We start from the raw sequence: 24,904 nt of genomic DNA, 5'->3' as shown, positions 1-24,904 counted from the left end.
CACATGCAACTCGCCGAGGCCCTCATCGAGCGCGCCGACCTGCAGAAGCGCATCGAACAGCTGCGCGGCCGCATCGCCGCGAACGCCCGCTACCAAGAGGGCGAGGAACCCGACGAGGACGCCCGCGAGCTCCTCGCCGAGGCGGAGCGGTCGATCGACGCGCTCGAGGTCCTGCTCGCCCGCATCAACGCGACGAACGCCAGCACCACGGTCGCGTCCGGGCAGACCGTGACCGCGCTGCTCGCGCGCCGCGATGCCCTGCGGCTGCGGCACGCGCTCGTCACCGGGGCGGCGGACGCCACGGCCGGCGCCACCGGCGGCTACCGCCAGCTCCGCAGCGAACTGCGGACGTTCGCCGCGCTGCCGACGGCCGAACTCCGGTCGCGGGCCGACGCACTGGCGAAGGAGATCCGGGAGCTCGACGCCGTCGTCCAGCGCACCAACTGGGAGGTCACCCTGGTCGACTGAGCAGCGGGCGGTGCGTCGGTAGACGGACCGGGGCGGGTACGGACCCGATGACCGGCGGGCAACCCGGTCCCTGTCGGCGCAGTGGGCAGCGCCATGGCGAGAGCCGTGCACATCGCAGCCCAGTACGGCGCACCAGGTACGGTGCACACCGCACCACGCACAACCGCGTACCGACCGGACCGTCGAGGGCGGGACAGGGGACAGCACCGCCCCACCCTCGACGGCTCAGGAGCAGTCGGACTTGGTGAACGTCGTGTCGAGTGTCTTCAAGGAGCCGTCGAACGCGTAGGTGTACCGCATGTCGACGTCCTCGTCGAGGAGTTCCTTGGTGTCGCTGTTCGAGCAGAGCGTCGGGCCGACCGAATCGCGGATGGCGCTCTCGGTGATCGAGGCCGGGTCGACGCTGGACGACACCGTGTAGTCGTAGTGGATGGCGTTGCCCTCGGCCTCGACACCGGTCCACGTCGTCACGGAGTCGACCTGCTTCGGCAGGTCGCTCTGCTCGCGGATCTGCACGACGGCCTTCGAGACCTTCTCCTCCGTCGAGTCACTGAACGCGGCGGTCAGCGCCTGGCGGACCAGGATCGCGACGACCACGGCGACGACGACGCCGAGCAGCGAGATGAGCACACGCTTGCCACGGGACTGCTTGGGCGGCGGCGCGTAGGGCGCTCCGGCGGCCGCGGGCTGCGCGTACGGCTGCTGGCCGGGCTGCTGCTGCGCCCAGGGCTGCTGGCCGGGTTGCTGCTGGTCGGGCTGCTGGCCGCTGTTCGGCTGCGGTTCGGACCCCGGGTAGGGCGGCGGCGTGGTCGTCATGGTGTTCCCCCTCGTTGCAGTGCGCGGCCTGACACCGTCGTCCGGCATCGGGTCCCTCCCCGACACGGGCCGCAGACACCTGAGGGACCATTCAAGCACGGGCAGGAGCGGCGCAGCGCGGCTGTCCGTCCCCCGCGCCGGCTCCGCGCCGGGTCCGCGCCGGCTCCGCGCCGTCAGGCGGAACGCCGTGCTGCCCAGCGCCCCTCGGACCGGAGGATCGCGAGCGGGAAGTCGAAGGCGTGCGACACCGCCGACGACGTGATGACCTCGTCCGCGGTGCCCCGCGCGACCACGGCGCCGTCGCGGAGCAGCATCGCGTGCGAGGTCGACGCCGGCAGGTCCTCGAGGTGGTGCGTGACCATGACGCTGCCGAGCTCGGGGTGCCGGTGCCGCAGTGCGTCGACGGTCTCGAGCAGGTGCTCGCGCGCTGCGACGTCGAGGCCGGTCGCCGGCTCGTCGAGCAGCAGCAACTGCGGCTCCGACATCAGTGCGCGCGCGATGAGGGTGCGGCCCCGCTCGCCCTGGGACAGCACGGGCCACCGGGCGTCCCGCCGTGCGGTGAGCCCGACGTCGGCGACGTGCTGCTCGGCCGCCTCGACCTGGGCCGCCGTGGGCTCCCACCGCACCATGAGGTCGGTCGTGCCGGTCAGCCCGGTCAGCACGGTCTCGAGCACGGTGAGTGGCGAGAGCATCCGGTGCCGAGGGTCGACGTGCCCGATGTGCTCGCGGAGCTCCCGGACGTCGACCCGACCCAGGCGTCGACCGAGCACCTCGACCGTGCCGGCGGTGGGGTGGCCCGTCGCGCCGAGGACCGCGAGCAGCGTGGACTTTCCGGCGCCGTTCGGCCCGAGGAGCGCCCAGTGCTCACCGCGCCGGACCGTCAGGTCGACGTCGTGCAGCAGGTCGCGCCCGGACCGGGTCACGCGGACACCGGTGGCGTTGATCAGGACGTCGGTCACCCGTCCATCCTGGCCCGTCAGCTGCGTGCGGAGCGGACCGACTCGATGTGCTGCTCGAAGTTCCGCGTCAGCGCACGTCCGGCCTCGGCGGCCGTCTCGCCGTCGCGCTCGTCGAGTGCCTCGCCGAGGATCGAGAAGAACGCCTCGGAACCGTACTGCTCGAACGCCGGGGTGGGGTTGAGCGTGAAGCGGACGCGCTCGAGCGCACCTTCGGCGGCGACCTGCACGAGGGGGTTGCCGGAGTGGGCGATGGCGAACTCGATGATGTCGGTCACGGCGCCGCTGAAGCCGAGGTCGCGGACCTTGCGGAGTCCGTCGGCACGGTCGAGCAGCTTCTGCATCGCCGCGACGTCCGCGTCGTCGTACTCGGGGACGCCCCAGCGCAGGCTGAGCTCGAAGAACCCGGCCGTGGCACGGGTCGCGGTCACCCAGTCGTCGAATGTGGGGGTGGCGACGCGGGTGTACCGGTTCGCCTCCATCTCGACGAGGCCGATGTCGACGAGCTTCGCGATCGCCTCGCGAATGGGGGTGCGACTGACTCCGAGCCACTGGACCAGCTCGTCGTCGTTCAGGCGTTCGCCGTGCTGGAGCGTGCCGTCGCGGAGGGCTGCCAGCATCTTCTCGTACACGACGTCGCGGAGCAGCTTGCGGGGTGAGTTCTCGACCGTGGACTTCGGGACCGGCATGTCATCTCCTCGTGCATCGGACTCGGTACTGGAATCCTAACGTGTCAATTTGCAAGCGCTTGTAAAATTGTGGTACAGGAGTATTTCAGCGCCGGAGGTCGACCACCGTCCGACCGTGCACGCGCCCGGCGACCACGTCCGCGCCGACCGCGATGGCCTGCTCCGGTGTGATCGTCCGGGTCACGCCCGCCAGCAGCGCGGGGTCGAGGTCGGTCGCCAAGCGCTCCCACGCCCGACGCCGGAGCTCCAGCGGGGCGTCCACCGAGTTGATGCCGAGCAGCGACACCGCCCGCAGGATGAACGGCAGCACCGTCGTGGGCAGCGCGGAGTCCTGGGCGAGCCCGCACGCCGTGACGGCACCGCCCCACCGGGTGCCGGCCAGCACGTTCGCCAGGGTGGCCCCGCCGACGCTGTCCACGGCGCCGGCCCACGTCGCACGCTGCATCGGCTTGCCGGGCTCGGACAGCGCACTCCTGTCCACGACCTCCGTCGCGCCGAGTCGGCGGAGCGAGGCCTCGTTGGCGCTCCGACCGGTCGACGCGGTCACCCGGTGGCCCCGGGCGGCGAGCAGGGCGATCGCCACCGTCCCCACCCCGCCGGACGCGCCGGTCACGAGCACCGGCCCGGCATCGGGCGCGACGAACCGTTCGAGCGCGAGGACGCTGAGCATCGCCGTGAACCCCGCCGTGCCGATCGCCGCCGCGAACGAGTCCTCGATCGTGTCCGGCAGCACCACGAGGGAACCGGACGGCACCACCGCGTGCTGGGCCCAGCCACCGTGCCGGGTCTCGCCGAGTCCGGCGCCGTTCAGCACGATGCGGTCGCCGATCGCCACGTCGTGCACCCCCGGACCGAGAGCGGACACGGTCCCGACGACGTCGATGCCCGGCACGAGCGGGTCGACCCGGGCGACACCCGGGTTCCGGGCGAGCGCGAGGCCGTCCTTGTAGTTGACGCTCGAGTACGTCACATCGACGAGGGCTTCGCCCTCGGTCGGATCGGGCAGGTCGACGTCGGCGACGGTGGGCGGGGCGGAACTGGACACGACTACGGCGCGGGTCATGCGCCGGACGTTACCCCGGGCCTCCCGGCCAGCGGTCCGTTCTTTCCCAGAACGCGAGCGATCCCTGGCGGAACCGGGCGTACCGAGTCGAAAGAAACGACCAGGTACGCCCGAAACAACCAGGTACGCCCGAAACGCCCCCGCGCTAGCCGAACATGATGGCGGCCTCGTCGAACCGGGCCTGCGGCACGGTCTTGAGCTCGCCGAGCGCCTCGTCGAACGAGACGTGCACGATGTCCGTGCCCTTGAGGGCGACCATCCGGCCCCAACGCTCCTCGACCACCGAGTCGATGGCCGCCAGACCGAGCCGCGTCGACAGCACCCGGTCGTACGCGGTCGGCGTGCCGCCGCGCTGGATGTGCCCGAGCGTCGTGGCGCGCGTCTCGATGCCCGTCATCTCCTCGATGAGCGGCGCGAGGCGCTCGCCGATACCACCGAGCCGCGGACGGCCGAAGGCGTCGAGCCCGCGCTCGGTGTGCGCGTTGTCCTCGTGGTCGGGGACGAAGCCCTCGGCCACCACGACGAGCGGCGCACGCCCGCGGTCGTAGGCGGCGCGCACCCACTTCGCGATCTGCTCCATGCTCGTCTTCTGCTCCGGGATGAGGATCGCGTGCGCGCCCGCGGCCATGCCGGAGTGCAGGGCGATCCAGCCGACGTGTCGGCCCATGACCTCGGCGACCATGCAGCGGGAGTGCGACTCGCCCGTGGTGCGCAGACGGTCCATCGCCTCGGTCGCGATCGCGACGGCGGTGTCGAACCCGAAGGTGTAGTCGGTGGCGCCCAGGTCGTTGTCGACCGTCTTCGGCACGCCGACGATCTTCAGGCCCGCGTCGGTGAGGCGCTTCGCCGCCGCGAGCGTGCCCTCGCCGCCGATCGCGACGATGGCGTCGATGCCGTGGCGCTCCAGCATGCGCTCGATGTTCTCGACCCCACCGTTCGGTCCTTCGAAGGGGTTCGTGCGGCTGGTGCCGAGGATCGTGCCGCCCTGCTTGGCGATGCCCTGGATGTCCTTGCGGCCGAGCGGGACGATGTCGCCGTCGACGACGCCGCGCCAGCCGTCCCGGAACCCGACGAACTCGTGGCCGTGGATCGCGATGCCCTTGAGGACGATCGCGCGGATGACCGCGTTCAGGCCGGGGCAGTCGCCTCCGGAGGTGAGGATGCCGATGCGCATGGGAACTCCGTCGTCGGGTGGTGCGGGTGGGGGTCGTGGGGGACTGCGACCATCATGACTGACGGTGGTTGCGCATTACCATCCCGGTGTGACCCTGCTCGACTCCGCCTCGTCGTCCGCCGGTGCGTCCGGCGACGCGTCGGGTGCTCCTGGTGCGTCCGTCGATGCGTCTCGCGTCGACACGGTGTACCGACCGGGAGGCCCGGTGGACGTCACGTCGACCCTGCGGCCCCTGCAGCGCGGCTCCGGCGACCCCGCCTACAAGGTGGTCGGATCGGTCGTGTGGCTCGCGCTGCGGACGCCCACCGGCCCGGCTTCCGTGGCGATCCGGCAGGCCGGCGGCACCATCGCGGTCTCGGCGTGGGGTGACGGTGCTGCGTGGGCGGTCGAGCACGCGCCGGAGCTGCTCGGCCGCGGCGACGACTGGGACGGGTTCGACGTCTCCGGGCACGCGTTCCTCGCAGCCGCCCGGCACAAGCAGCCCGGACTCCGATTGCTGCGCACGAACACCGTCGTCGCGATGCTCGTGCCGGCGATCATGGAGCAGAAGGTGACCTCGCGGCAGGCGTGGGGCGCATGGCGGTACCTGCTCCGCCGGTACGGCACCGCGGCACCCGGGCCGGCACCCGACGGTCTCATCGTGCCGCCGACGGCCGACGAGTGGGCGCGGATCCCGAGCTGGGAGTGGCACAAGGCCGGCATCGAGCCCGGACGCTCGGCGACGGTGATGCGCGCTGTGCGTGTGGCCCCGGCGCTCGAGCGGACGCTGACGCTCGGCCGCGGCGGCTCGGTCGTGTCCGCGCGGCTGCAGTCGATCCCGGGCATCGGGAAGTGGACGGCTGCCGAGACCGCGCAGCGCTCCCACGGCGACCCGGACTCGCCGAGCGTCGGGGACTTCCACGTCCCCGCGCTGGTCGGGTGGGCGCTGACCGGGGGACCGGTCGACGACGACGGGATGCTCGAGCTGCTCGAGCCGTGGCGGGGGCACCGGGAGCGGGTCGTCCGGCTGATCGGCGGCTCGGGGTTCCGGAAGCCGGCGTTCGGTCCGCGGCTCACGATCCAGGACCACCGCGGGCACTGAACACCGGTTTCCCGCGGGGCGTCAGGGGTGGCGGGTGCCCTCGCCGGCCAGCACGGCGCGGTAGCCCTCGCGGAACGTCGGGTACTGCGGAGTCCAGCCGGTGGACCGCAGCAACGCGTTCGACAAGCGCTTGTCACCACCGGACTGCCGGGCACCGCCGTCGCCGGTGACGGGCTCGGGAACGCCGAGTTCGCCGGCCAGGAACCGCAGCACGTCGTCCAGCCGGCTCGGTTCGTCGTCGGTGCCCAGGTAGGTCGGCGCCGGGTCCGGCACGGCTGCCAGGTGCACGAGCGCCGCGGCGGCGTCATCGCGGTGGATCCGGTTCGTGTGCGGTGAGGCACCGGGAGCCAGGCGGGCGGAACCGGAGCGGACCTGGTCGATCAGCCGCTCGCGGCCCGGCCCGTAGACCCCGGACAGGCGGACGAGCACGGCTCCGGGAGCGCGTTCGCGCAGCAGCGCCTCGGCCTCGACCAGCACCTGAGCGGTCGGGGTCCCACCGTGCGCCGGGGTGTCCTCGGTGACCACGCTGCCGTCGTCGACGTCGTACACCGCGGTCGACGACACCACGAGCAGTCGTGGGTCGGCATCCGAGGCGTTGATGCCGTCGAGCACGTTCCGCAGGCCGTCGACGTAGGTGGCGCGGTACTCGTCGACGTCGCGGCTGCCGGCGGCGAAGGCCACGACGACGACGCTCGTGTCCGCGGGGATCTCGGGGACCTCGTGCCGCAGGTCGACGCTCCGGCCGGTGATCGGCGCCGGGACCAGTTCGGCGCGGCGGCGGAGGCCGACCACGTGGTGTCCCTGTTCGGCGAACCGCAGGCCGGCCTCGGTTCCGAGGTCGCCGCAGCCGGCGATCACGACGGTGTCGTTGTTGTGCACCCGTCGACCTTGGCACGGACACCTGGTCGACGCTCCAGCGCCCGGCCTGCTGGCGCTCAGCGCACCTTCCGTCAGTCCGAGGTCGTGCGCGCGGGTTCGTCGTCCTTCGCCTCCACGCCGTCGTGACGCATCCGCACGACGCTGGCCAGGGTCGACAGCGCCATCGCGGCGATGATCACGATCAGGGAGACCCAGGTGTTGATCTCCGGCGCCCACTCGATGTGCTCGCCACCGTTCAGGAAGGGCAGCTCGTTGTCGTGCAGCGCGTGCAGGACGAGCTTCACGCCGATGAACGCGAGGATCACCGCGATGCCGTACTTGAGGTAGACGAGTCGCTCGAGCAGGCCGCCGAGCAGGAAGTACAGCTGCCGCAGGCCCATCAGGGCGAAGACGTTCGCGGTGAACACGATGAACGGGCTCTCGGTGATGCCGAAGATCGCCGGGATCGAGTCGAGCGCGAACAGCAGGTCGGTGGTGCCGATGGCGATCAGCACGATGAGCAGCGGCGTGAAGTGCCGGACGCCGTCGTGCGTGGTGCGGAACTTCATGCCGTCGAACGTGTCGGTGAGGCGGACCCGTCGGCGGAGCAGCCGGACGATGAAGCTGTCCTTCTGGTCGTCGCCGTCGTCTTCACCGCGGAGCTGCTGGATCGCGGTCCAGATCAGCCAGGCGCCGAAGATGTAGAAGATCCACGAGAAGTTCTCGATGAGCTGGGCGCCGACGAGGATGAAGATGCCACGCAGCACGAGCGCGATGATGATGCCGAGCATCAGCACCTCTTGCTGGATCTTCTTCGGCACCGAGAACCGCGCCATGATGATGACGAAGACGAACAGGTTGTCGATGCTCAGGCTGTACTCGGTGAGCCAGCCCGCCAGGAACTCGCCAGCCGAGTCGCCGCCGGCGAACACGAGCATCAGGACCGCGAAGACCAGCGCCAGCCCCACGTAGACGCCCACCCACGTCGCTGACTCCCGCAGGGTCGGCACGTGCGGGCGGCGCGCGACGATGAGCAGGTCGGCGAGCAGGATCGCGACGATTGCGATCAGCGAGCCGACTTCGAACACGACGGGGAGTTCGGGCATTGCGGCCTTCCTGGCTGCAGGTGGGACGGTGGATGAACAGCCTGACAGATCCGAACGCATCCGTGAGCCGGATCGTTCCTGCCGGTGAACGATCCACCGGGCAACCTCGTTGACGGGGTATGGGACTCCGCACACGCACCAAGGTCATCATCGGCATCTCCACCGGCGTCGTGGTCATCGCGGCCGCCGCCGTCATCGCCGGCCCGTCCATCTACGCGAACACCGTCAACGGGCAGGCCGCTGCGGCCCCCTCGTTGCAGGCGACGTCGTCCGCCAGCCTGGACGCGGCGGACGCCGATGGCACCTGGACCAGCCAGAGTGGTTCGTACGCCGGCTACCGGGTGCACGAGGTCCTGCAGGGGAATGATGTGAACGTGGTCGGACGCACGAAGGACGTCGAGGGCACCGCCGAGGTCGACGGCGGCTCCCTCGCGAAGGCGACCGTCACGGTCCAGGTCGCGAAGATCTCCACCCCCGAATCCGCGCGCGACGCCTACTTCCGGGACACCGCCCTCGAGACGGACCGGTTCCCGACGGCGACGTTCACCCTCACGAAGCCCGTCGACGTCTCGAAGGCGCTCGACGGCAGCAAGCAGGACGTCACCCTGACCGGCACGATGGACCTGCACGGCGTCACGAAGGCCGTCACCGCCGACGCGCAGGTCGCCGTCGGCGAGGGCGGAACCGTGCAGGTCGCCGGTTCGGTGCCGATCACGTTCGCCGACTACGGCGTGAAGGCCCCCTCGCTCGGCTTCGTCACCGTGGACGGGAAGGGCTCCGTCGAGTTCTCCCTCGACCTGCAGAAGTGACCGTGACGAGCCGTTCCGCCGACGAGCTGCTCGCGACGCTGTACCGCGAGCACGGTGACGCGCTCACCCGGTACGTCCGGCACCTGACGCGGGACGGCTCGGCGGTCGAGGACGTCGTGCAGGAGACCATGGTCCGCGCCTGGCAGCGACCGGCGGTGCTGGAACGCGCGCCGGACAGTGCACGCGCCTGGTTGTTCACCGTGGCGCGCAACCTCGTCGTCGACGATGCCCGGTCCGCCCGGAACCGCCGAGAGCTCGGCACGGAACACCCGGTCGACCGCGCCGAGTCGGACCGCACCGACGCCGTCCTCGACCGCATCGTCGTGGCCGACGCGCTCGCGTCGCTCTCGCCGGACCACCGTCGCGTGGTGGTGGACGCCTACTGGCTCGGCCACACGGTGCCGGAGATCGCACGACGACACGACATCCCCGAGGGCACCGCGAAGTCGCGGTTGCACTACGGGCTGCGAGCCCTGCGGCTCGCACTGCAGGAACGAGGAGTGACCCGATGAGCGACGACCGCTACGCAGAATGGGATGCGGCGTACGTGCTCGGGTCCCTGTCCCCGGACGAGCGGCTCGAGTACGAGCGGCACCTGGAGACGTGCGACCGCTGCACGGCCGCCGTCGCCGAGCTGGTCGGCCTGCCCGGTCTGCTCGCCAAGCTGCCGGCCGACCAGGCGATCGAGATCGCGGAACCGGACGGGAGGCCCGACACCGGTTCCGAGAGCACCCTCGCCTCCGTCGCGCACCGCGTTCGACACCGGCGCCGCCGTCGCCGGGTCTGGGTCGCCGCCACCGCGGGGCTCGCGGTGGTCGCCGCCGTGCTCGGCGGGCTCGCCGTCGGCACGGCAGGGGACCGCGGCACGGTGCAGGCCGGACGCGACGTCTCGGCATCGGCGACCGCGGACCGGTACGACATGACCGGCGCCCAGGGACTCGACGTCGACCTGGCCGTCAGCGGCGAACAGTGGGGCACCCGCTTCGACTGGGGCTGCTCGTACGGCGGCAAGGAGTGGGCGGCGGACGGCTCGGTCATGTACGACCTGGTCGTGGTGCGGTCCGACGGCTCCACGCAGATCGTCGGCTCGTGGACGGCCGCCGGCGAGGACGCGAAGGGGCTGTCGGCGTCGACGGACATCCCGCGCGACGACATCGCGAGCGTGCAGGTGCGGCTCCGCGGCGAACAGGGCGCCCTCGCCGTCGTCGACCTCTGACCGACCCCGTCCGTCCCGCGCTCCGCCCTCCGCCCCGAGGTTCCGAAATCTCGGCATCTGGGCGCGACTCACGGCGGTTCGTGGAACCTCGGCGTTCCACGGGCGGCGAGTCGTGGAACCTCGGCGGAAGCGCCCGGGTGAGTCCTCGGCGGACGCGCGCGGGCAGTCAGCCGGAGACGGCGTCGTCCGACACGTCGGGGCCGATCGCGTCCTGGACGCGCGCACTGACGGACCGGAGCGTGTCCGCGTCGGTCCCCACGGGCCTCCAGAACAGGTCTTCCAACGCACCGGTGTGCGCACGGATGCCGGCGAGGACCGCGCGACGGCCGTCGGGGGTCATCTCCACCCAGCTGCCGCGGCCGTCGGTCGGGCAGTCGGCGCGGCTGACCAGGCCACGGGAGACCATGCGCGTGACCTGGTGGCTGACGCGCGACTTCTCCCAGCCGATGCCGGCGGCGATGTCGCGGACGCGCAGCCGGTGGTCCGGCTCCCGGTGCAGGCCGATCAGGATCTCGAACTCGGGGATGGAGATGCCGGCACCCGCCTGGACGGCCTGGTCGAGCGCTCGGTCGAGGCGTCGCCAGACGTCGTGGTAGGCGTCCCACGTCGCCCAGTCGTGGCCGTCCTTGCCCTGCGTCGACATTCCTTCAGCGTATCCACGGTGGGGGCCGACCGACCCCGTCGCCGCGGGTTTCGTCCGTCCGGATGACCCGAACGGGGCGCTGCGGACCGATCCGGCCCGCCCGTACGATGACCGGGCCGTGCAGCGCTCGGCCCGACGAGACAGGAACCCGCATGACGAACCCCTCCGCGCCGCCGCCGACGGCACCCATCCGCCCGACGAACACCCTGGCGATCATCGCGCTGGTGCTGGGTTTCGCGGTCCCCATCGGCGGGGTCGTCGTGGGGCTCATCGCGCTGCCGCAGCTGCGGCGGACGGGTGAGGCCGGACGCGGTCTCGCGATCACGGGAATCGTCGCGGGCGCGGTCATCTCCGTCTTCTCGGTGTTGCCGGTGCTGCTCATGCTGCCGGAACTGATCCGGGTCTTCGGCTGACTTCATCCGTCCGGATGACTCCTGGCCGACGTGCGGCGCGCTCCAAGGTGAGGTCGGAGGTGCGGCATACGATCGGAGCATGCCGAGCGCCCGCCTCCAGGACTGCACCGACGATGCCGTTGCGCTGGTCCGCCGGTGGCTGGCGGCGTCCGCCGGGGCGAAGCCGGATGCCGGTGCCGCTCGGCTCGCCGAAGCCCTGCGGGACGAGCGTGGCCTCGACTTCACGCGCAGCTTCGTCGACAAGGTCATCCGCCCCGAGGACCCCCGGGTCGCCGCCCGCAACCTCGAGCAGGTCAGCCGCGACGTCCCCGACTTCCTCGCCTGGTACCTGCGCGGTGCGGTGACGCTCGGCGGTGGGTTCGCGACGATGGCGCCGTGGGCGGTCATCCCGACCGCTCGCCGGATCCTGCGCCGGATGACGGGTCACCTGGTCATCGATGCGAGCACGGCGAAGCTCGGTCCGGCGCTCGCGAAGGTCGGCGGACCGGGCACCCGACTCAACGTGAACCTGCTCGGTGAAGCCGTGCTCGGCAGCGCCGAGAGCGACCGCCGGCTGCAGGGGACGATGGACCTGCTCGCCCGCGACGACGTCGACTACGTGTCGATCAAGGTCAGCTCGGTCGTGCCCCAGATGTCGATGTGGGCGTTCGACCAGACGGTCGAGCGGGTCGTCGACCGACTCGTGCCGCTGTACCGGTTGGCGGCAGCCCCGCTGGCGTCCGGCGGCCAGGCGAAGTTCATCAACCTGGACATGGAGGAGTACCGCGACCTCGACGTCACCCTCGCGGTGTTCCGGACCCTGCTCGACCGCGACGAGTTCGCGGGGCTGCAGGCCGGCATCGTGCTGCAGGCCTACCTGCCCGACGCCGCGGGAGCGCTCGAGTCCCTGACGGCCTGGGCGCAGGAGCGCCGGGCCCGGGGCGGCGCTCCGATCAAGGTGCGGCTCGTCAAGGGCGCGAACCTGGCGATGGAGCACGTCGACGCGATCGTGCACGACTGGCCGCTCGCCACCTGGGGCAGCAAGCGCGAGACCGACAGCGCCTACCTGCGCATGCTCGACGCCGCGCTGACCCCGGAGCGCACCGACGCCGTCCGGATCGGTGTCGCCGGGCACAACCTGTTCGACCTGGCGACCGCATGGGTGCTCGCCCAGCGCCGCGGGGTGACCGACGCGATCGACGTCGAGATGCTGCTCGGCATGGCGTCCACGCACGCCGACGCCGTCCGCGCCGACGTCGGCCAGATCCTGCTCTACACACCCGTGGTGCAGCCGGACGAGTTCGACTCCGCCATCGCGTACCTGGCCCGGCGGCTGCAGGAGAGCGCGAGTCCCGAGAACTTCATCGCCGCAGCGTCCGACATCGACCACGACGCCAGCGTGTTCGACCGTGAACACGGCCGGTACCTGGCCTCGGTCGCGGCCATCGACGAGTCGGTACCAGCGACGCACCGCACCCAGGACCGCCACCGGGCGCTCGGCGAACCCGTGCTGCGCGACGCGTTCCGGAACGCCCCGGACACCGATCCCTCCGTCCCCGCCAACCGCGCGTGGGCGCTCGACGTCCTCCGCCGGGTGCCACGCTCGCAGCTCGGCGCGCAGACGATCCGCGGGGCCAAGGTCGCCGACCGCTCCAAGCTCGAACGGATCATGGCCCGCACCGCCCAGGCCGGCGTGAACTGGGGGCGGCAGGACCCCTCCGACCGCGCCGAGCTCCTCGACCTGATCGGGCACGAACTCGAGACCCGCCGCGCCGACCTGATCGAGGTGATGGCGGCGGAGACCGGCAAGACGTTCTCCGAGGCCGACACCGAGGTCACCGAGGCCGTGGATGCCGCCCACTACTACGCCGAACGAGCCCGTCGCCTCGGCGACATCGAGGGCGCCCGCTACGTCCCACCGCGCTTGACCGTCGTCGTCCCGCCGTGGAACTTCCCCGTCGCGATCCCCGCCGGCGGGGTGCTGGCGGCGCTCGCCGCGGGCAGCGGTGTCGTCCTCAAGCCGGCACCCGAGGCGAAGCGGAGCGGTGCGCTGCTGGCCGACGTGCTCTGGGACGCCGGTGTGCCGCACTCCTTGCTGCAGCTCGTCGACCTGGCCGAGGACGAACTCGGCCGAGACCTCGTCGGGCACCCCGCCGTGGACCGCATCATCCTGACCGGTTCGGCCGACACCGCGCGGTCGTTCCGTTGGTGGCGCGCCGGACTGCCGCTCAGCGCCGAGACGAGCGGCAAGAACGCGATCGTCGTCACACCGAGCGCCGACATCGACCTCGCGGTGCAGGACATCGTGCAGTCCGCCTTCGGGCACGCCGGCCAGAAGTGCTCGGCGGCGTCCCTGGTGGTCCTGGTCGGCACGGTCGGCGAGAGCGAGCGCTTCCGTCGGCAGCTCGTCGACGCCACGCGCACCCTCCGGGTCGCCTGGCCCGACGACCCCACCGCCCAGGTCGGCCCGGTCATCGCGGAGCCGGAGGGCAAGCTGCGGCAGGGTCTGACCGAGCTCGGGCCGGGGGAGTCCTGGCTCGTGCAGCCGACGGCCCTCGACGACTCCGGGCGGCTCTGGTCGCCCGGCATCCGCGACGGCGTCCGCCCGGGCAGCGACTTCCACCAGACCGAGTACTTCGGTCCGGTGCTCGGCATCATGCGCGCCGAGACGCTCGAGCAGGCCATCGCGATCCAGAACGGCACCGACTACGGCCTGACGGCGGGCATCCACTCGCTCGACGCCGACGAGGTCGCGGACTGGCTCGCCAGCGTGCGCGCCGGCAACCTGTTCGTGAACCGCGGCATCACCGGCGCGGTCGTCGGCCGGCAGCCGTTCGGCGGCTGGAAGCGGTCGTCGGTGGGCACCGGCACGAAGGCGGGCGGTCCGATGTACGTCGCGACGCTCGGGCGGTGGGAGCCGGTCCCGCGCACCGTGCACAAGAGCATCCAGCTGCACGGGCTGCCGCCACGCGTGACCGCGGTCATCGAGGCCGCGCGCAGCGGACTGTCGTTCGAGGAGTTCGACCAGGTGCGCGCCGGTGCGCTCAGCGACGTCCGGGCGCGCGAAGAGCTCTACGGCGGCTCGCACGACCTGTCGGGGCTCGTGGTGCAGCGCAACGTGCTGCGCCACCGCCCGCAGTCCGTCATCGTGCGGCAGGCCGAGGACGCCTCGGCGGGTGACCTGGTGCGATCGCTCGTCGCCGCCACGGCTGCCCGCGCCCACGTCCTGCTCAGCACCGCCCGTCCGTTGCCCGGCCCGCTCACCCAGCTGTTCGCCTCGAGCCGGTCGCCGCTGGACGTCGTCGACCACCTGGTCGAGTCCGACCAGGACTTCCACGCCCGGGCGTCGTCCGGTGCCGTGTTCCAGGCGAACTGGACGAGCGGCGAGGACGACGAGCCCGTCGACGCGCTCGGGGACATGCTCGCGCAGGGCCAGGACCGGCCCGTGCACACGGCGTTCGGTGGTCCCGGGGCGCGCATCCGGCTGATCGGCGGCGACGCCCTGGCACTCGAGGAAGCCCTCGGGGCGAGCATCGACGTCGCGATCCACGACGCCCCGGTGGTCGAGGCCGGGTTGATCGAGATGCTCCCGTTCATCCGTGAGCAGTCGGTCTCGATCACCGCCCACCGGTTCGGCGACGTCGACGCGGACTTCGCCGACCTGCGCGTCTGACGTCCCCGGCTCGGGTCAGTCCTCGACGTCGCCGGCCTCTTCGTCCTCGACGCCGGTCTCGTCCATCCGGTCGCGCAGGTGGTCGGCCATCGCCCCGGCACCCTCGCCGTGGTGGTCGTGGTCGACCTGTTCGATCAGGCCGTGCAGCTTCTCGTGGTTCGTGGCCTCGGTTGCGCCGTCCATGACGGGCTCGGTCTGCTCGTTGTCGCTCATGCCGCGGACGCTACGCCGTGGTGGCTGCGGACCGGTAGTGCAGTTCCACGGCGCCGCCGGTGAAGGGCGTCGTCCCGACCAGTTCGAACACCGGGGTCGGTGCGGCGACCGGCAGGAGTGGTGCGCCGGCACCGAGCGCCACCGGCATCACGGTGACGCGGAGCTCGTCGAGCAGCCCGGCCTGCTGGTACTGGGCAGCGAGCAGTCCACCGCCGACGACCCAGACGTCGCGCTCGCCGGCTGCCCGTTCGAGGTCGGCCTGGTGGTCCGCGACCTCGCCCGAGACGAAGTGCACCTCGGCACCGTCCGGTACTGGCAGGTCGCGCGTGGTGAACACCCACGTCGCCAGGTCCGGGTACGCCCACGTGTCGTCGTGCTCGAGCAACCACTCGTACGTGGTCGAGCCCATGACGATCGCGCCGATGCCCGCGAAGAACCGGTCGTGGTGCTCCTGGAACGGCTCGAAGCCGAACTGCAGCAGCCAGTCGAGGTCGTCGCCGGGTGCGGCCACGAAGCCGTCCAGCGAGGACGCGACGGAGTAGGTGGTGCTCATGTCCCGGACGCTACCGAGCACCTCTGACAGGCGTCAGCGGCGACCGCCACGTCCGACGACGGCCACCTCGGCGACGGTGAGTGCCGCAGCGATCCACACCTGCTGCAGGGCGAACCGGCGGCGCTGCGGGTCGAGGGCGAGCGGGACCATCGTCGCGCCGTGCGCCGCGTCGACGAGGGCGCTGAGCGTGTGTGCGTTCCCGGTGCCGGCGCGTGCGACGAGTGCGGCCTGCGCGAGCTGCCGGACGCCGAGCACGCCGTGCAGCACGGCCTGGTCGCGTCCCCGGAACGAGCGGCTCAGATGCCAGAGCCCGAGGACCGCTCGGCCCAGCTCGACCGGCGACGCCCCCGCTCGTGCACGGCGCGTCATCGTCGTCGTCCTGCCACGAGTGCGACGGCTCCGACTGCACCGATCGCCGCCCCGATGATCCCGTTGCCCATCCGCCGGTGCTCCACCCACCAGGTCTGCGGCGACCAGGCGTGTGCCGACTCGTCGAACACCCCGTGCGCACCGTGGTCGCCCGGCACCGGCTCGTACAGGTTGTCCTGCAGCTCGAGGCCGTCCTTGTCCGGCGCCTGCTGCCCGGAGACGAGCGTCTTGGCGGCGTACCAGTCGGCGAAGCGTCCGCTGATCCGGTTGCCGAGGATCGTGTACACCGTCGACTCCCCGACCCAGGTGCGACGGCGAGGGCGCTCGGCCACGGCGGCGATCGCGCGGGCGCCGACCTCGGGCTGGTAGATCGGGGCGACCGGCTGCGGGTGGTGCGGCAGCTTCGACTTCACCCACCCGAACTGGATCGTGTTCAGCGCGGGCATGTCCACCCGCGAGACCTTCACCTTGCTGCCCTGTTCGAGCAGCTCGGAGACGACGGACTCGGTGAACCCGACGATCGCGTGCTTCGCGCCGCAGTACGCGGCCTGCAGCGGGATGCCGCGGAAGCCGAGCGCGGAACCGACCTGGACGACGTGCCCCTGACCACGGGGCACCATCCGCGAGAGCGCGGCGCGGGTGCCGTTGACGAAGCCGAGGTAGGTGACGTTGAGCGCCCGTTCGAAGTCCTCTGGCGCGGTGTCCAGGAACTTGCCGAACACTCCGACCATCACGCCGTTCACCCACAGGTCGATCGGCCCGAGTTCCTGCTCGACGCGGTCCGCCGCCGCCTCGACCGCCGCACGGTCGGACACGTCGGCGACCAGGGCCAGCCCGCGACGTCCGGCGGCCTCGACCTCGGCGACCGCGGCGTCGACGCCCTCCTGCCCGCGGGCGAGGACGGCGACGTCCCACCCCCGTGCGGCGAGCTCCCGGACGGTCGCCCGTCCCAGTCCTGCGGATCCACCGGTCACCACTGCCACTCGAGTCATGGCTCCCTTGTACCTGCGGTCGGCCGTGCACCACTCAGCCGGTGTCCCCCGAAGAGACGGCCCTGGACCAGGCCGGCACCGACCGGCCATGCTGGCCACGTGGACGCCCGCGACCCCGAGACCGACGGCACCGCCGAGGAGGCACCGCCCGGCTGGGTCCTGAACACACCGACCCGGCTGCGTGAGGTCTGGACGTACCCGGTGCTCGTCCTGCTCCTCGCTGCCGCACACGTCGCGCTCGGCATCGCCTTCGGTGGTGCGCTGGCGCTCGTCGTCGGGGTGTCCGCCGCGGTGGTGACGATGGCCGGTGCCGTTGCCCTGTTCGTGACGGGTCGGCACGCGTACGACGAGCAGAGCCGCGACGCCTCGTGGCGGTGCCACGTCACCCGCGTGGTCGTGGCGGTCGGGAGCGTCGGCATCGTCTCGGTCACCACCCTGACCGTCGGGTTCCCCTTCGGCGCCCTGTTCGGTGCGGTCGCCGGCGTTCCGACGGCGTTCCGCTTCGCTCGCTCGGTGCCGCGGATCGATCACCTCGTCGTCGCGTGGACAGCACTCGCGGTCGCCGTGTGCTGCGTCGTCCTGGCGGTCCTCGGCCTGACGCTCGCTGATCTCCCCGACTCCCGGAGCACCTTCTGGACGTTCGGTGCGGCCTTCGGGGTGATCAGCGCTGTTGTGGCCGTGCACCAGTTCGTCGTCGCGCGTCGGTCACCCCACGACTGATGCCCGGCGGCCTCAGCGTCCCCGACCGAACCGCGTCGTGACCCCCGGCGAGTAGAGCACCGAGTCCGGCTCGAGCTCGGTCAGCCCGAAGGGCAGCCCGGCGGCCCCGACCAGGTCGTCCCGCAGCGACACCACCGAGGCCCGGTGCAACGGCCACGCGTCGTGCTCGTTCGGCCAGAAGCGTGTCCGACCGGCCCGGTGCACGTGCATGCCCCACCGCGCGGTGAGGAACGTCTCGAGCGCACTCGGCTCGGCGAGCTCGTCGCCGACCCGCACGTCGACCAGGGACCGCAGGTGGGTCCCGTGCCGCCGCATCGCGTACCCGACGCGGCCGTCGCCGCTCCGTGACTCGGCGTCCGCCCACCAGTAGGGCAGCCCGGTGGCCACGCGTGCGCCGAGCGTCGGCAGGAGCTTGCCGGCGTCGAGCGACAGGAACACGACGCCGTGCTGGCCCTGTTCGTCGACCGTGTAGACGCGGACGTTCACCTCGACGAAGTCGCCGATCGAGCCGGTCCGCCCGAGCGCCCCGAGGGGCGGGAACCGGGTGTCCTCGAACCGGAACGCGATGAGGCCCACCCAGGTGGTCACCCCGTCGTCGGTCCCGTCGAGCGCCATCGTGTCGGGCCGGGTGCCGGCCGGCAGCAGCGGGGCCACCGCTGATAAGTCGACGCGCCAGTGCACGAAGACGACGTCGAGCCAGTCCTGCGAGATCCAGGGGCGGCCCGGCAGGCCGGGGGCGACGGCCTGGAGGCCCGGGGTGCTCTGGGTGGGTCGGGTGTCGGTCACGATGTGGTCGCCTCCGGTTCGATGTGGGCTGCGACGGGTGCGTCGTCCCACCCCTGCTGCGGGGTGTCGCAGGTGCCGCGGAACACGTACTGGGAGGGCCGTTTCCGCTCGCTCGACGTCCAGTCGATCGCGGGGCGTCGTCGTTCCGGCGGCAGGTACCCGATCCGGTAGACGGCCATCAGCTCGAGCGACTCGGGCACCCGGAGCAGCCCCTCGATCTCCGCCCAGGCGCCCGGGGTCTCCATCGGGAAGGACACGAACTGGATCCCCAGGCCGAGCTCGGTCGTCGCGAGCCAGATGTTCTCCATCGCCGCGCCCATGCTGAACACCGAGTAGAAGCCGGACAGCTCCTCCTTCCGGTACTCGTGGCGGTCGAGCATCACGCCGAGCAGCAGCGGCGACCCGGCGACGAGCTTCCGGTTCTCCTCACCGAGGCTCTGCGGTACCCGGAGCGTGTTCATGAGCAGCTGCCCGCGCTTCGTGAACACCTGCTTCGTGAACGGCCGGAGCGGCCCGGGCAGCTTGTCGAACAGCATGCCGTCGCGCCGCTCGTCCATCTCGGCCTGCGAGAACCGGAAGTACGGCTTGTACCGCTCGAAGAACGTCCCCTCGGCCATGGTGCGGGTCATCGAGCTGCCGCTGATCGCGGCGACGCGGTCGATCGTGTCGCGCTCCTCGACCAGCACGAAGCGCCACGGCTGGCTGTTCAGCTGCGACGGGGCCCGGCCGGCGAGCTCCATGAGGAGCCGTTGGTGTTCCTCGGACACCGGATCGGGCAGGAACGCCCCGTTCGTGGTCCGGCGGCGTCGGATGGCCTCGAAGAGCTCCACTGCTTCCCCTCGTGTCTCGTCGTCACGGTCGACGCCGCACCAGCAGCGCCCCCAGGTAGGACGGCGCGGCGGCCACCGCGGTCTTCCAGTGTGCTCCGGAGCGCGGGTTCGTGCGTGGCGCGAGTGCGAGGGGGACGAGTGCGGGCAGCAGGAACAGCGCCGAACGGTCGCGGGTCCACAGGGGGGTCGTCGCGGCGGCCCCGGTGAGTGTCGCCGTCACGACGAACAGTCCGTGGTGCACGACGCGGAGCTTCTTGGTCCGGATCAGCCGGACGGCGACCGCGGTGCCCCAGAGGCAGTTCGCGACGTAGGCGACGCTCGCAGCGGTGACCAGCCGACGGGCCGGGCGCGATCCCGTGGGCGGTGATCCGCGCCTCCCGGTCGTGTTCCGTGCCATCTGCCGGACGTTACGCGGTGTCGCGACTGACCAGCTTGGAGAGCACGATCGCAGACCGCGTGTGGTCCACCTGCGGTGCGAGGCGGACCTTGTCGAGCGCTTCTTCCAGCGCGGACAGGTCCTTCGAGCGCATGTGCACGACGGCGTCGGCGCTCCCCGTGACCGTGCCGGCGTCGATGACCTCCGGCACGGTGTCGAGCAGGGCCCGGAGTTCGTCGGGGGAGACGGTGCCGCGGCAGTACAGCTCGACCCAGGCCTCGGTCCCGCGGTCCTCGACGGCGGGGTCGACCTTGATCGTGAAGCCCTGGATGACACCGTCGCCGACGAGCCGGTCGACACGGCGCTTGACGGCCGATGCCGAGAGTCCGACCACCGACCCGATGTCGCCGTAGCCGGCGCGGGCGTTGTCCCGGAGTTGATCCAGGATGCGGTGGTCGAGCGAATCCATTGCACCCATCGTACGCGGACTTCTTGCGAGGTCGGCAGGTCGGACGCACGAAACGTGCGTCACCCGAACGGGTGCCACGGCGCTTCGCCGCCGGTGCTGCACTTGCCGGACGGTCTGTGTCAGGATCGTCGTGGCGTCGACCTGGTCCGCTACGGCGAGTGAGCCTGCATCTCGCCGGAGCACCTCTCCTTCGTTCCGTTTCGGTTCCTGGCAGGCTCGGGCCCCGGTCCCTTCTCAGGAGGACTGATGTCGAACACCGCACCCTCGACCACCGATGCACCGGCCCGTACCGCCACCAAGCGGACGATCCTGATGTGCAAGCCGGACTTCTACACGGTGAGCTACCGGATCAACCCGTGGATGCACCCGGAGGAGCCGACCGACACGTCGAAGGCCGTCGCCCAGTGGCAGACGCTCGTCGACGTGTACGAGCAGCTCGGCTTCGACATCTCGTACATCGACCCCATCGACGGCCTGCCGGACATGGTCTACGCGGCCAACGGCGGGTTCGTCCTCGATGGCATCGCGTACGGCGCGAAGTTCCAGTACCCCGAGCGCCAGCCCGAGGGCCCGGCGTACATGGACTGGTTCCGTCAGGCCGGCCTGACCGTCGCCGAGCCGGAGCAGACCAACGAGGGCGAGGGCGACTTCCTGCTCATCGGCAACACGATCTACGCAGGCACGGGCTTCCGGTCGGACAGCACCTCGCACGACGAGCTCGCGACGATCTACGGCCGCGAGGTCGTCACCCTCAAGCTCATCAACCCGAGCTTCTACCACCTCGACACCGCCATCGCCGTGCTCGACCCCGAGCCCGCCGCTGACGGCACCAGCAACATCGCGTACCTCGAGAGCGCCTTCGACGAGCCCTCGCTGGCGATCCTGCGCGAGCGCTTCCCGGACGCGATCATCGCCACGGAAGAGGACGCCGCGATCCTCGGCCTGAACTCCTACTCCGACGGGTACAACGTCGTGATCGCCGCCCGGGCTGTTCGGTTCGCCGAGCAGCTGAAGGAGAAGGGCTACAACCCGATCGGCGTCGACCTGTCCGAGCTCCTGCTCGGCGGTGGCGGCGTGAAGTGCTGCACGCTCGACCTGCACCCGGTCGGCACCGGCACCTCGGTCGCGCGTTCGCTCGGGGTCAGCTGATGGCGGCGGCAGCGTCGCTCGGGGTCAACACCGCGGCGGCGCTCGCCGTCGAGGACCGCGCCCTCGCGCACAACTACAGCCCGCTGCCCGTCGTCATCGCGTCGGGTGCCGGAGCGACCGTCACCGACGTCGACGGCAAGCAGTACCTGGACGGCCTCGCCGCGTACTCCGCGGTGAACTTCGGCCACGGCAACCCCCGGCTGCTCGACGCCGCACGGGCGCAGCTCGACCGGGTCACGCTGACGAGCCGGGCGTTCGTGAACGACCAGCTCGGGCCGTTCGCGACCGCACTGGCGGCGTTGACGGAGACCGAGATGGTCCTGCCGATGAACACCGGTGCCGAGGCCGTCGAGTCCGCGATCAAGGTGTCCCGCGCCTGGGGCTACCGGGTGAAGGGCGTCCCCGCGGACCGCGCGACCATCATCGTGGCGTCCGGCAACTTCCACGGGCGCACCACGACGATCATCTCGTTCTCCGACGACCCCTCCGCCCACGACGACTTCGGGCCGTTCACGCCCGGCTTCCGCACCGTGCCGTACGGCGATGCCGAGGCTCTGCGTGCGGCCATGGACGAGACCGTCGTCGCCGTCCTGCTCGAGCCGATCCAGGGCGAGGGCGGCGTGGTCATCCCGCCGGCGTCGTACCTGCCTTCCGTCCGGCAGGTCTGCGACGAGTTCGGTGCGCTGTTCGTCGCCGACGAGATCCAGTCCGGTCTCGGCCGCACCGGTCACACCCTCGCCGTGCAGCGCGTCGGGGTCCGCCCCGACCTCATCACGCTCGGCAAGGCGCTCGGCGGCGGGATCGTCCCGGTGTCCGCGGTCGTCGGCTCGGCGTCCGTCCTCGGGGTGCTGCGTCCCGGTGAGCACGGTTCGACCTTCGGCGGCAACCCGCTCGCCGCGGCCGTCGGGGCCGAGGTGGTCGCGATGCTCGGCGAGGGCACGTTCCAGCAGCGCGCCCTCGACGGCGAACCGTTGCTGCGCGGACTGCTCGACGACCTGCTCGATTCCGGGGTCGTTGCGCACCGCGTCGCCGGACTCTGGGCCGGGATCGACATCGACCCCGCGCTCGGCACCGGCAAGGAGATCTCGAAGGACCTGGCCGACCGCGGGCTCCTCGTGAAGGACACCCACGGGTCGACGATCCGCTTCGCCCCGCCCCTGGTGGTCACCGACGACGAGCTGCGTACGGCGATCGGGACGCTGGCGGACGTCCTGGCCGCGCGCGCCTGACCGTTCGGTCCGCGCGCTCGGCGCCACGCGTTCGCTCGCGCGCGAGTTTCGTGAGCAGAAATGGTCGGGTCGCCACACGGCACCCGACCATTTCTGCTCACCAAGTGCGGCTCACACCGCCCAGCGCGCCGCCAGCTCGTCCATCAGGCCGTCCAGCCGCTCGTCGATGACCTGCTCCTCCGGGTGCGCCTCGTACCAGGCGATGACCTCGCGGACCCCCTGCCGGTAGGGCGTGCGCGGTCGGTACCACGGCACGAGCGACCGGATCTTGCTGTTGTCGAACACCGAGCTGTTCGCCTTGTCACCGAGCAGCGCCGCACCCCACTCCGGATCCACCGCGTTGATCGCGTCCGCCGGCACGTGCACGATCCGCAGGTCGTCGACGCCCGCCGCTGCCGCGATCTCGTGCGCGATGGCGTTCCACGTCGGCGCCTCGTCACTCGTGATCGTGAATGCCTCACCGATCGCCTCGGCACGGTCGAGGAGCCCCGTGAACCCGACCGCGAAGTCACGGCTGTGCGTCAGCGTCCAGAGCGAGCTGCCGTCCCCGGTGATGATGATCGGCTTGCCGGCTCGCATCCGCGCCACGGCGGTCCACCCGCCGGTCAGTGGCAGCTTCGTTTCGTCGTAGGTGTGCGACGGCCGCACGATCGTCACCGGGAAGTCCTGCTCCCGGTACGCCTCCATCAGGAGTTCCTCGCACGCGATCTTGTCCCGCGAGTACTGCCAGTACGGGTTCTTCAGCGGCGTCGACTCCGTGATCGGCAGGTGCGTCGCCGGCGTCTGGTACGCCGAGGCCGAGCTGATGAACACGTACTGCCGCGTCCGCCCGGCGAAGAAGTCGATGTCGGCTTGCACCTGGTCCGGCGTGAAGGCGATCCAGTTCACGACGACGTCGAAGTGGCGGTCGCCGAGTGCGTCCGCCAGGGCGCTGCGGTCCGACACATCGGCCTGGAGGCGCGTCACACCCTCCGGGATCGGCCTGCCCCCGGTGGTCCCACGGTTCAGGACCGTGACGTCGTGGCCCTGTTCCGTCGCCTCCCGCACGCAGGAGGCGCTGATCACGCCGCTCCCGCCGATGAACAACACGCTCGCTCCGGTCATGGATGCTCCCTCGCTCTCCGCGGCGCAGCACTGCGCCGTCCCATGTGATCCTGCACCGTCCGGGCCGACTACCGTCACGGGTCGAGCCGCATCGACGCGGCCACGACAGGAGTGACACGCACATGGAGTACCGCTACCTCGGCAACTCGGGCCTCAAGGTCTCCGAGATCACCTACGGCAACTGGCTCACCCACGCATCCCAGGTCGAGAACGACGCGGCGATCGCCTGCGTCAAGGCCGCCCTCGAGGTCGGCATCTCGACGTTCGACACCGCCGACGTCTACGCCAACACCGGCGCCGAGACCGTCCTCGGCGAAGCCCTCAAGGGGGAGCGGCGCCAGTCGCTCGAGATCGCCACGAAGGTGTTCGGGCCGACCGGGCCCAAGGGGCACAACGACACCGGGCTGTCCCGCAAGCACATCCTCGAGTCGATCGACGGCTCGCTCGGCCGCCTGCAGACCGACTACGTCGACCTGTACCAGGCGCACCGCTTCGACCTCGAGACCCCGCTCGAGGAGACGATGCAGGCGTTCGCCGACATCGTGCGCCAGGGCAAGGTCCTGTACGTCGGCGTGAGCGAGTGGACCGCGGACCAGCTGCGTGCCGGCGCCGCCCTGGCGAAGGACCTCGGGTTCCAGCTCATCTCGAACCAGCCGCAGTACTCGGCGCTGTGGCGCGTCATCGAGGAAGAGGTGGTGCCGACCTCGAAGGAGCTCGGCATCTCGCAGATCGTCTGGTCCCCGATCGCCCAGGGGGTCCTGACCGGCAAGTACAAGCCGGGTCAGCCGCTGCCCGAGGGCTCACGCGCCACCGACGACAAGGGCGGCGCGGACATGATCAAGCGGTTCATGCGCGACGAGGTGCTGTCCTCGGTGCAGGAGCTCGAGCCGATCGCGAAGGAGCTCGACCTGTCGATGGCGCAGCTCGCCGTCGCCTGGGTGCTGCAGAACGAGAACGTCGCGAGTGCGATCATCGGGGCGTCGCGTCCGGAGCAGGTGCACGACAACGCGGGTGCTGCCGGCGTCACGATCCCGGCGGAGCTGCTCAGTCGGATCGACGATGCCCTCGGTTCCGTGGTCGAACGCGACCCGGCGAAGACGAACGACAGCAGCCCGAAGACCCGCGAGGCCTAGCGCCGCCCCGGGTCAGACGGCTCAGACAACGGAAAAG

Annotated in this window: 28 protein-coding genes; 11 read left to right on the top strand and 17 right to left on the bottom strand. The window is 71.4% G+C overall.

Annotation, left to right across the window (positions count from 1 at the left end; all coding sequences use genetic code 11):
• Positions 1-3: 3 nt before the first annotated feature.
• Complete coding sequence (locus tag EDF63_RS03050) at positions 4-468, top strand: DIP1984 family protein (protein WP_123311092.1); 465 nt, start codon at positions 4-6, stop codon at positions 466-468.
• 225 nt (positions 469-693) lie between these two features.
• Here EDF63_RS03050 and EDF63_RS03045 read toward each other — a convergent pair whose 3' ends face one another.
• The 5 genes from EDF63_RS03045 to EDF63_RS03025 all read right to left on the bottom strand — a co-directional run bounded on the left by EDF63_RS03045 (position 694) and on the right by EDF63_RS03025 (position 5,166).
• Positions 694-1,284: a hypothetical protein gene (locus tag EDF63_RS03045; RefSeq protein ID WP_123311090.1), complete on the bottom strand. Its 591-nt coding sequence runs from the start codon at positions 1,282-1,284 to the stop codon at positions 694-696.
• Positions 1,285-1,457: 173 nt separating this feature from the next.
• Complete coding sequence (locus EDF63_RS03040; RefSeq protein ID WP_123311088.1) at positions 1,458-2,243, bottom strand: ABC transporter ATP-binding protein; 786 nt, start codon at positions 2,241-2,243, stop codon at positions 1,458-1,460.
• Between the two features lie 17 nt (positions 2,244-2,260).
• A complete protein-coding gene (locus EDF63_RS03035) occupies positions 2,261-2,929 on the bottom strand; it encodes a GntR family transcriptional regulator (RefSeq protein WP_111083777.1) in 669 nt (222 codons plus the stop codon).
• Between the two features lie 85 nt (positions 2,930-3,014).
• Positions 3,015-3,992 carry an MDR family oxidoreductase gene (locus EDF63_RS03030; RefSeq protein ID WP_123311086.1) on the bottom strand — a complete coding sequence of 326 codons (978 nt, stop codon included), beginning with the start codon at positions 3,990-3,992 and terminating at the stop codon, positions 3,015-3,017.
• A gap of 145 nt (positions 3,993-4,137) precedes the next feature.
• Positions 4,138-5,166 carry a 6-phosphofructokinase gene (locus tag EDF63_RS03025; protein WP_123311084.1) on the bottom strand — a complete coding sequence of 343 codons (1,029 nt, stop codon included), beginning with the start codon at positions 5,164-5,166 and terminating at the stop codon, positions 4,138-4,140.
• 94 nt (positions 5,167-5,260) lie between these two features.
• Between EDF63_RS03025 and EDF63_RS03020 the strand changes: the two genes are divergently transcribed.
• Complete coding sequence (locus tag EDF63_RS03020; RefSeq protein WP_395871500.1) at positions 5,261-6,247, top strand: DNA-3-methyladenine glycosylase family protein; 987 nt, start codon at positions 5,261-5,263, stop codon at positions 6,245-6,247.
• Positions 6,248-6,268: 21 nt separating this feature from the next.
• On the opposite strand, the gene EDF63_RS03015 is transcribed toward EDF63_RS03020, so the two are convergent.
• Together EDF63_RS03015 and EDF63_RS03010 are read right to left on the bottom strand one after the other, a co-directional pair.
• Positions 6,269-7,126, bottom strand: a complete 858-nt coding sequence (locus EDF63_RS03015) for an NAD-dependent epimerase/dehydratase family protein (RefSeq protein ID WP_123311082.1) — start codon at positions 7,124-7,126, stop codon at positions 6,269-6,271.
• A 71-nt stretch (positions 7,127-7,197) separates the two neighbouring features.
• Positions 7,198-8,211, bottom strand: coding sequence for a TerC family protein (locus tag EDF63_RS03010; protein WP_123311080.1), 1,014 nt, complete (start codon positions 8,209-8,211; stop codon positions 7,198-7,200).
• Positions 8,212-8,330: 119 nt separating this feature from the next.
• Between EDF63_RS03010 and EDF63_RS03005 the strand changes: the two genes are divergently transcribed.
• The 3 genes from EDF63_RS03005 to EDF63_RS02995 are packed head-to-tail and all read left to right on the top strand — an operon-like array spanning position 8,331 to position 10,236.
• Positions 8,331-9,020, top strand: coding sequence for a YceI family protein (locus tag EDF63_RS03005; protein WP_123311078.1), 690 nt, complete (start codon positions 8,331-8,333; stop codon positions 9,018-9,020).
• The gene (locus EDF63_RS03000; protein ID WP_123311076.1) at positions 9,017-9,532 is read left to right on the top strand and encodes a sigma-70 family RNA polymerase sigma factor; all 516 of its coding nucleotides are present in this window, start codon (positions 9,017-9,019) and stop codon (positions 9,530-9,532) included. Before EDF63_RS03005 ends, EDF63_RS03000 begins: the two co-directional genes overlap by 4 nt.
• The gene (locus tag EDF63_RS02995; protein ID WP_123311074.1) at positions 9,529-10,236 is read left to right on the top strand and encodes a zf-HC2 domain-containing protein; all 708 of its coding nucleotides are present in this window, start codon (positions 9,529-9,531) and stop codon (positions 10,234-10,236) included. The genes EDF63_RS03000 and EDF63_RS02995 overlap by 4 nt, the downstream gene beginning before the upstream one ends.
• Before the next feature lie 166 nt (positions 10,237-10,402).
• Here EDF63_RS02995 and EDF63_RS02990 read toward each other — a convergent pair whose 3' ends face one another.
• Positions 10,403-10,879 carry a MarR family winged helix-turn-helix transcriptional regulator gene (locus tag EDF63_RS02990; protein WP_123311071.1) on the bottom strand — a complete coding sequence of 159 codons (477 nt, stop codon included), beginning with the start codon at positions 10,877-10,879 and terminating at the stop codon, positions 10,403-10,405.
• A gap of 152 nt (positions 10,880-11,031) precedes the next feature.
• On the opposite strand from EDF63_RS02990, the gene EDF63_RS02985 reads away from it, so the two are divergent.
• Entirely contained in the window at positions 11,032-11,292 is a 261-nt protein-coding gene (locus tag EDF63_RS02985; protein ID WP_185021264.1) for a DUF4190 domain-containing protein, read from the top strand.
• A 79-nt stretch (positions 11,293-11,371) separates the two neighbouring features.
• The gene (locus tag EDF63_RS02980) at positions 11,372-14,944 is read left to right on the top strand and encodes a bifunctional proline dehydrogenase/L-glutamate gamma-semialdehyde dehydrogenase (protein ID WP_123311067.1); all 3,573 of its coding nucleotides are present in this window, start codon (positions 11,372-11,374) and stop codon (positions 14,942-14,944) included.
• Between the two features lie 15 nt (positions 14,945-14,959).
• On the opposite strand, the gene EDF63_RS02975 is transcribed toward EDF63_RS02980, so the two are convergent.
• The 4 genes from EDF63_RS02975 to EDF63_RS02960 are packed head-to-tail and all read right to left on the bottom strand — an operon-like array spanning position 14,960 to position 17,071.
• The gene (locus EDF63_RS02975; protein WP_123311065.1) at positions 14,960-15,157 is read right to left on the bottom strand and encodes a hypothetical protein; all 198 of its coding nucleotides are present in this window, start codon (positions 15,155-15,157) and stop codon (positions 14,960-14,962) included.
• 10 nt (positions 15,158-15,167) lie between these two features.
• Positions 15,168-15,710 (bottom strand): dihydrofolate reductase family protein, encoded by a 543-nt coding sequence (locus EDF63_RS02970; protein WP_123311063.1) that lies wholly within the window; start codon positions 15,708-15,710, stop codon positions 15,168-15,170.
• 33 nt (positions 15,711-15,743) lie between these two features.
• A complete protein-coding gene (locus EDF63_RS02965; RefSeq protein WP_123311061.1) occupies positions 15,744-16,079 on the bottom strand; it encodes a hypothetical protein in 336 nt (111 codons plus the stop codon).
• Entirely contained in the window at positions 16,076-17,071 is a 996-nt protein-coding gene (locus EDF63_RS02960) for an SDR family oxidoreductase (RefSeq protein WP_123311059.1), read from the bottom strand. Before EDF63_RS02960 ends, EDF63_RS02965 begins: the two co-directional genes overlap by 4 nt.
• A 99-nt stretch (positions 17,072-17,170) precedes the next feature.
• Here EDF63_RS02960 and EDF63_RS02955 point away from each other — a divergent pair, with 99 nt between their 5' ends.
• Positions 17,171-17,791 carry a hypothetical protein gene (locus tag EDF63_RS02955; protein ID WP_123311057.1) on the top strand — a complete coding sequence of 207 codons (621 nt, stop codon included), beginning with the start codon at positions 17,171-17,173 and terminating at the stop codon, positions 17,789-17,791.
• A 12-nt stretch (positions 17,792-17,803) separates the two neighbouring features.
• On the opposite strand, the gene EDF63_RS02950 is transcribed toward EDF63_RS02955, so the two are convergent.
• The 4 genes from EDF63_RS02950 to EDF63_RS02935 are packed head-to-tail and all read right to left on the bottom strand — an operon-like array spanning position 17,804 to position 20,252.
• A complete protein-coding gene (locus tag EDF63_RS02950) occupies positions 17,804-18,577 on the bottom strand; it encodes a YqjF family protein (protein WP_123311055.1) in 774 nt (257 codons plus the stop codon).
• A complete protein-coding gene (locus EDF63_RS02945) occupies positions 18,574-19,407 on the bottom strand; it encodes a nitroreductase family protein (RefSeq protein ID WP_123311053.1) in 834 nt (277 codons plus the stop codon). Before EDF63_RS02945 ends, EDF63_RS02950 begins: the two co-directional genes overlap by 4 nt.
• Positions 19,408-19,429: 22 nt before the next feature.
• Entirely contained in the window at positions 19,430-19,804 is a 375-nt protein-coding gene (locus EDF63_RS02940; RefSeq protein ID WP_123311051.1) for a hypothetical protein, read from the bottom strand.
• A gap of 10 nt (positions 19,805-19,814) precedes the next feature.
• Positions 19,815-20,252 carry an Lrp/AsnC family transcriptional regulator gene (locus tag EDF63_RS02935; RefSeq protein WP_111083794.1) on the bottom strand — a complete coding sequence of 146 codons (438 nt, stop codon included), beginning with the start codon at positions 20,250-20,252 and terminating at the stop codon, positions 19,815-19,817.
• 246 nt (positions 20,253-20,498) lie between these two features.
• Here EDF63_RS02935 and ddaH point away from each other — a divergent pair, with 246 nt between their 5' ends.
• Both ddaH and rocD read left to right on the top strand, forming a co-directional pair.
• Positions 20,499-21,401, top strand: a complete 903-nt coding sequence (gene ddaH / locus EDF63_RS02930) for a dimethylargininase (RefSeq protein WP_123311049.1) — start codon at positions 20,499-20,501, stop codon at positions 21,399-21,401.
• Positions 21,401-22,630, top strand: a complete 1,230-nt coding sequence (gene rocD, locus EDF63_RS02925) for an ornithine--oxo-acid transaminase (RefSeq protein ID WP_123312183.1) — start codon at positions 21,401-21,403, stop codon at positions 22,628-22,630. The genes ddaH and rocD overlap by 1 nt, the downstream gene beginning before the upstream one ends.
• Before the next feature lie 111 nt (positions 22,631-22,741).
• On the opposite strand, the gene EDF63_RS02920 is transcribed toward rocD, so the two are convergent.
• Positions 22,742-23,734 carry an SDR family oxidoreductase gene (locus EDF63_RS02920; RefSeq protein ID WP_123311047.1) on the bottom strand — a complete coding sequence of 331 codons (993 nt, stop codon included), beginning with the start codon at positions 23,732-23,734 and terminating at the stop codon, positions 22,742-22,744.
• A gap of 122 nt (positions 23,735-23,856) precedes the next feature.
• Here EDF63_RS02920 and EDF63_RS02915 point away from each other — a divergent pair, with 122 nt between their 5' ends.
• A complete protein-coding gene (locus EDF63_RS02915; protein WP_123311045.1) occupies positions 23,857-24,867 on the top strand; it encodes an aldo/keto reductase family protein in 1,011 nt (336 codons plus the stop codon).
• The last annotated feature ends 37 nt before the right edge of the window (positions 24,868-24,904 follow it).

Source organism: Curtobacterium sp. JUb34 (genome assembly GCF_003755065.1).
GTDB lineage: Bacteria > Actinomycetota > Actinomycetes > Actinomycetales > Microbacteriaceae > Curtobacterium.
The sequence above is the reverse complement of the archived record's forward strand: the minus strand, read 5'-3'. Positions and strand labels throughout refer to the sequence as shown.

Excerpts from the sequence above, each read along its gene's own strand:
- EDF63_RS03050 (WP_123311092.1), top strand. The coding sequence starts at position 4 with ATGCAACTCGCCGAGGCCCTCATCGAGCGCGCCGACCTGCAGAAGCGC.
- EDF63_RS03045 (WP_123311090.1), bottom strand. The coding sequence starts at position 1,284 with ATGACGACCACGCCGCCGCCCTACCCGGGGTCCGAACCGCAGCCGAAC.
- EDF63_RS03035 (WP_111083777.1), bottom strand. The coding sequence starts at position 2,929 with ATGCCGGTCCCGAAGTCCACGGTCGAGAACTCACCCCGCAAGCTGCTC.
- EDF63_RS03030 (WP_123311086.1), bottom strand. The coding sequence starts at position 3,992 with ATGACCCGCGCCGTAGTCGTGTCCAGTTCCGCCCCGCCCACCGTCGCC.
- EDF63_RS03025 (WP_123311084.1), bottom strand. The coding sequence starts at position 5,166 with ATGCGCATCGGCATCCTCACCTCCGGAGGCGACTGCCCCGGCCTGAAC.
- EDF63_RS03010 (WP_123311080.1), bottom strand. The coding sequence starts at position 8,211 with ATGCCCGAACTCCCCGTCGTGTTCGAAGTCGGCTCGCTGATCGCAATC.
- EDF63_RS03005 (WP_123311078.1), top strand. The coding sequence starts at position 8,331 with ATGGGACTCCGCACACGCACCAAGGTCATCATCGGCATCTCCACCGGC.
- EDF63_RS02995 (WP_123311074.1), top strand. The coding sequence starts at position 9,529 with ATGAGCGACGACCGCTACGCAGAATGGGATGCGGCGTACGTGCTCGGG.
- EDF63_RS02990 (WP_123311071.1), bottom strand. The coding sequence starts at position 10,879 with ATGTCGACGCAGGGCAAGGACGGCCACGACTGGGCGACGTGGGACGCC.
- EDF63_RS02985 (WP_185021264.1), top strand. The coding sequence starts at position 11,032 with ATGACGAACCCCTCCGCGCCGCCGCCGACGGCACCCATCCGCCCGACG.
- EDF63_RS02980 (WP_123311067.1), top strand. The coding sequence starts at position 11,372 with ATGCCGAGCGCCCGCCTCCAGGACTGCACCGACGATGCCGTTGCGCTG.
- EDF63_RS02975 (WP_123311065.1), bottom strand. The coding sequence starts at position 15,157 with ATGAGCGACAACGAGCAGACCGAGCCCGTCATGGACGGCGCAACCGAG.
- EDF63_RS02970 (WP_123311063.1), bottom strand. The coding sequence starts at position 15,710 with ATGAGCACCACCTACTCCGTCGCGTCCTCGCTGGACGGCTTCGTGGCC.
- EDF63_RS02965 (WP_123311061.1), bottom strand. The coding sequence starts at position 16,079 with ATGACGCGCCGTGCACGAGCGGGGGCGTCGCCGGTCGAGCTGGGCCGA.
- EDF63_RS02960 (WP_123311059.1), bottom strand. The coding sequence starts at position 17,071 with ATGACTCGAGTGGCAGTGGTGACCGGTGGATCCGCAGGACTGGGACGG.
- EDF63_RS02940 (WP_123311051.1), bottom strand. The coding sequence starts at position 19,804 with ATGGCACGGAACACGACCGGGAGGCGCGGATCACCGCCCACGGGATCG.
- EDF63_RS02935 (WP_111083794.1), bottom strand. The coding sequence starts at position 20,252 with ATGGATTCGCTCGACCACCGCATCCTGGATCAACTCCGGGACAACGCC.
- ddaH (WP_123311049.1), top strand. The coding sequence starts at position 20,499 with ATGTCGAACACCGCACCCTCGACCACCGATGCACCGGCCCGTACCGCC.
- rocD (WP_123312183.1), top strand. The coding sequence starts at position 21,401 with ATGGCGGCGGCAGCGTCGCTCGGGGTCAACACCGCGGCGGCGCTCGCC.
- EDF63_RS02920 (WP_123311047.1), bottom strand. The coding sequence starts at position 23,734 with ATGACCGGAGCGAGCGTGTTGTTCATCGGCGGGAGCGGCGTGATCAGC.
- EDF63_RS02915 (WP_123311045.1), top strand. The coding sequence starts at position 23,857 with ATGGAGTACCGCTACCTCGGCAACTCGGGCCTCAAGGTCTCCGAGATC.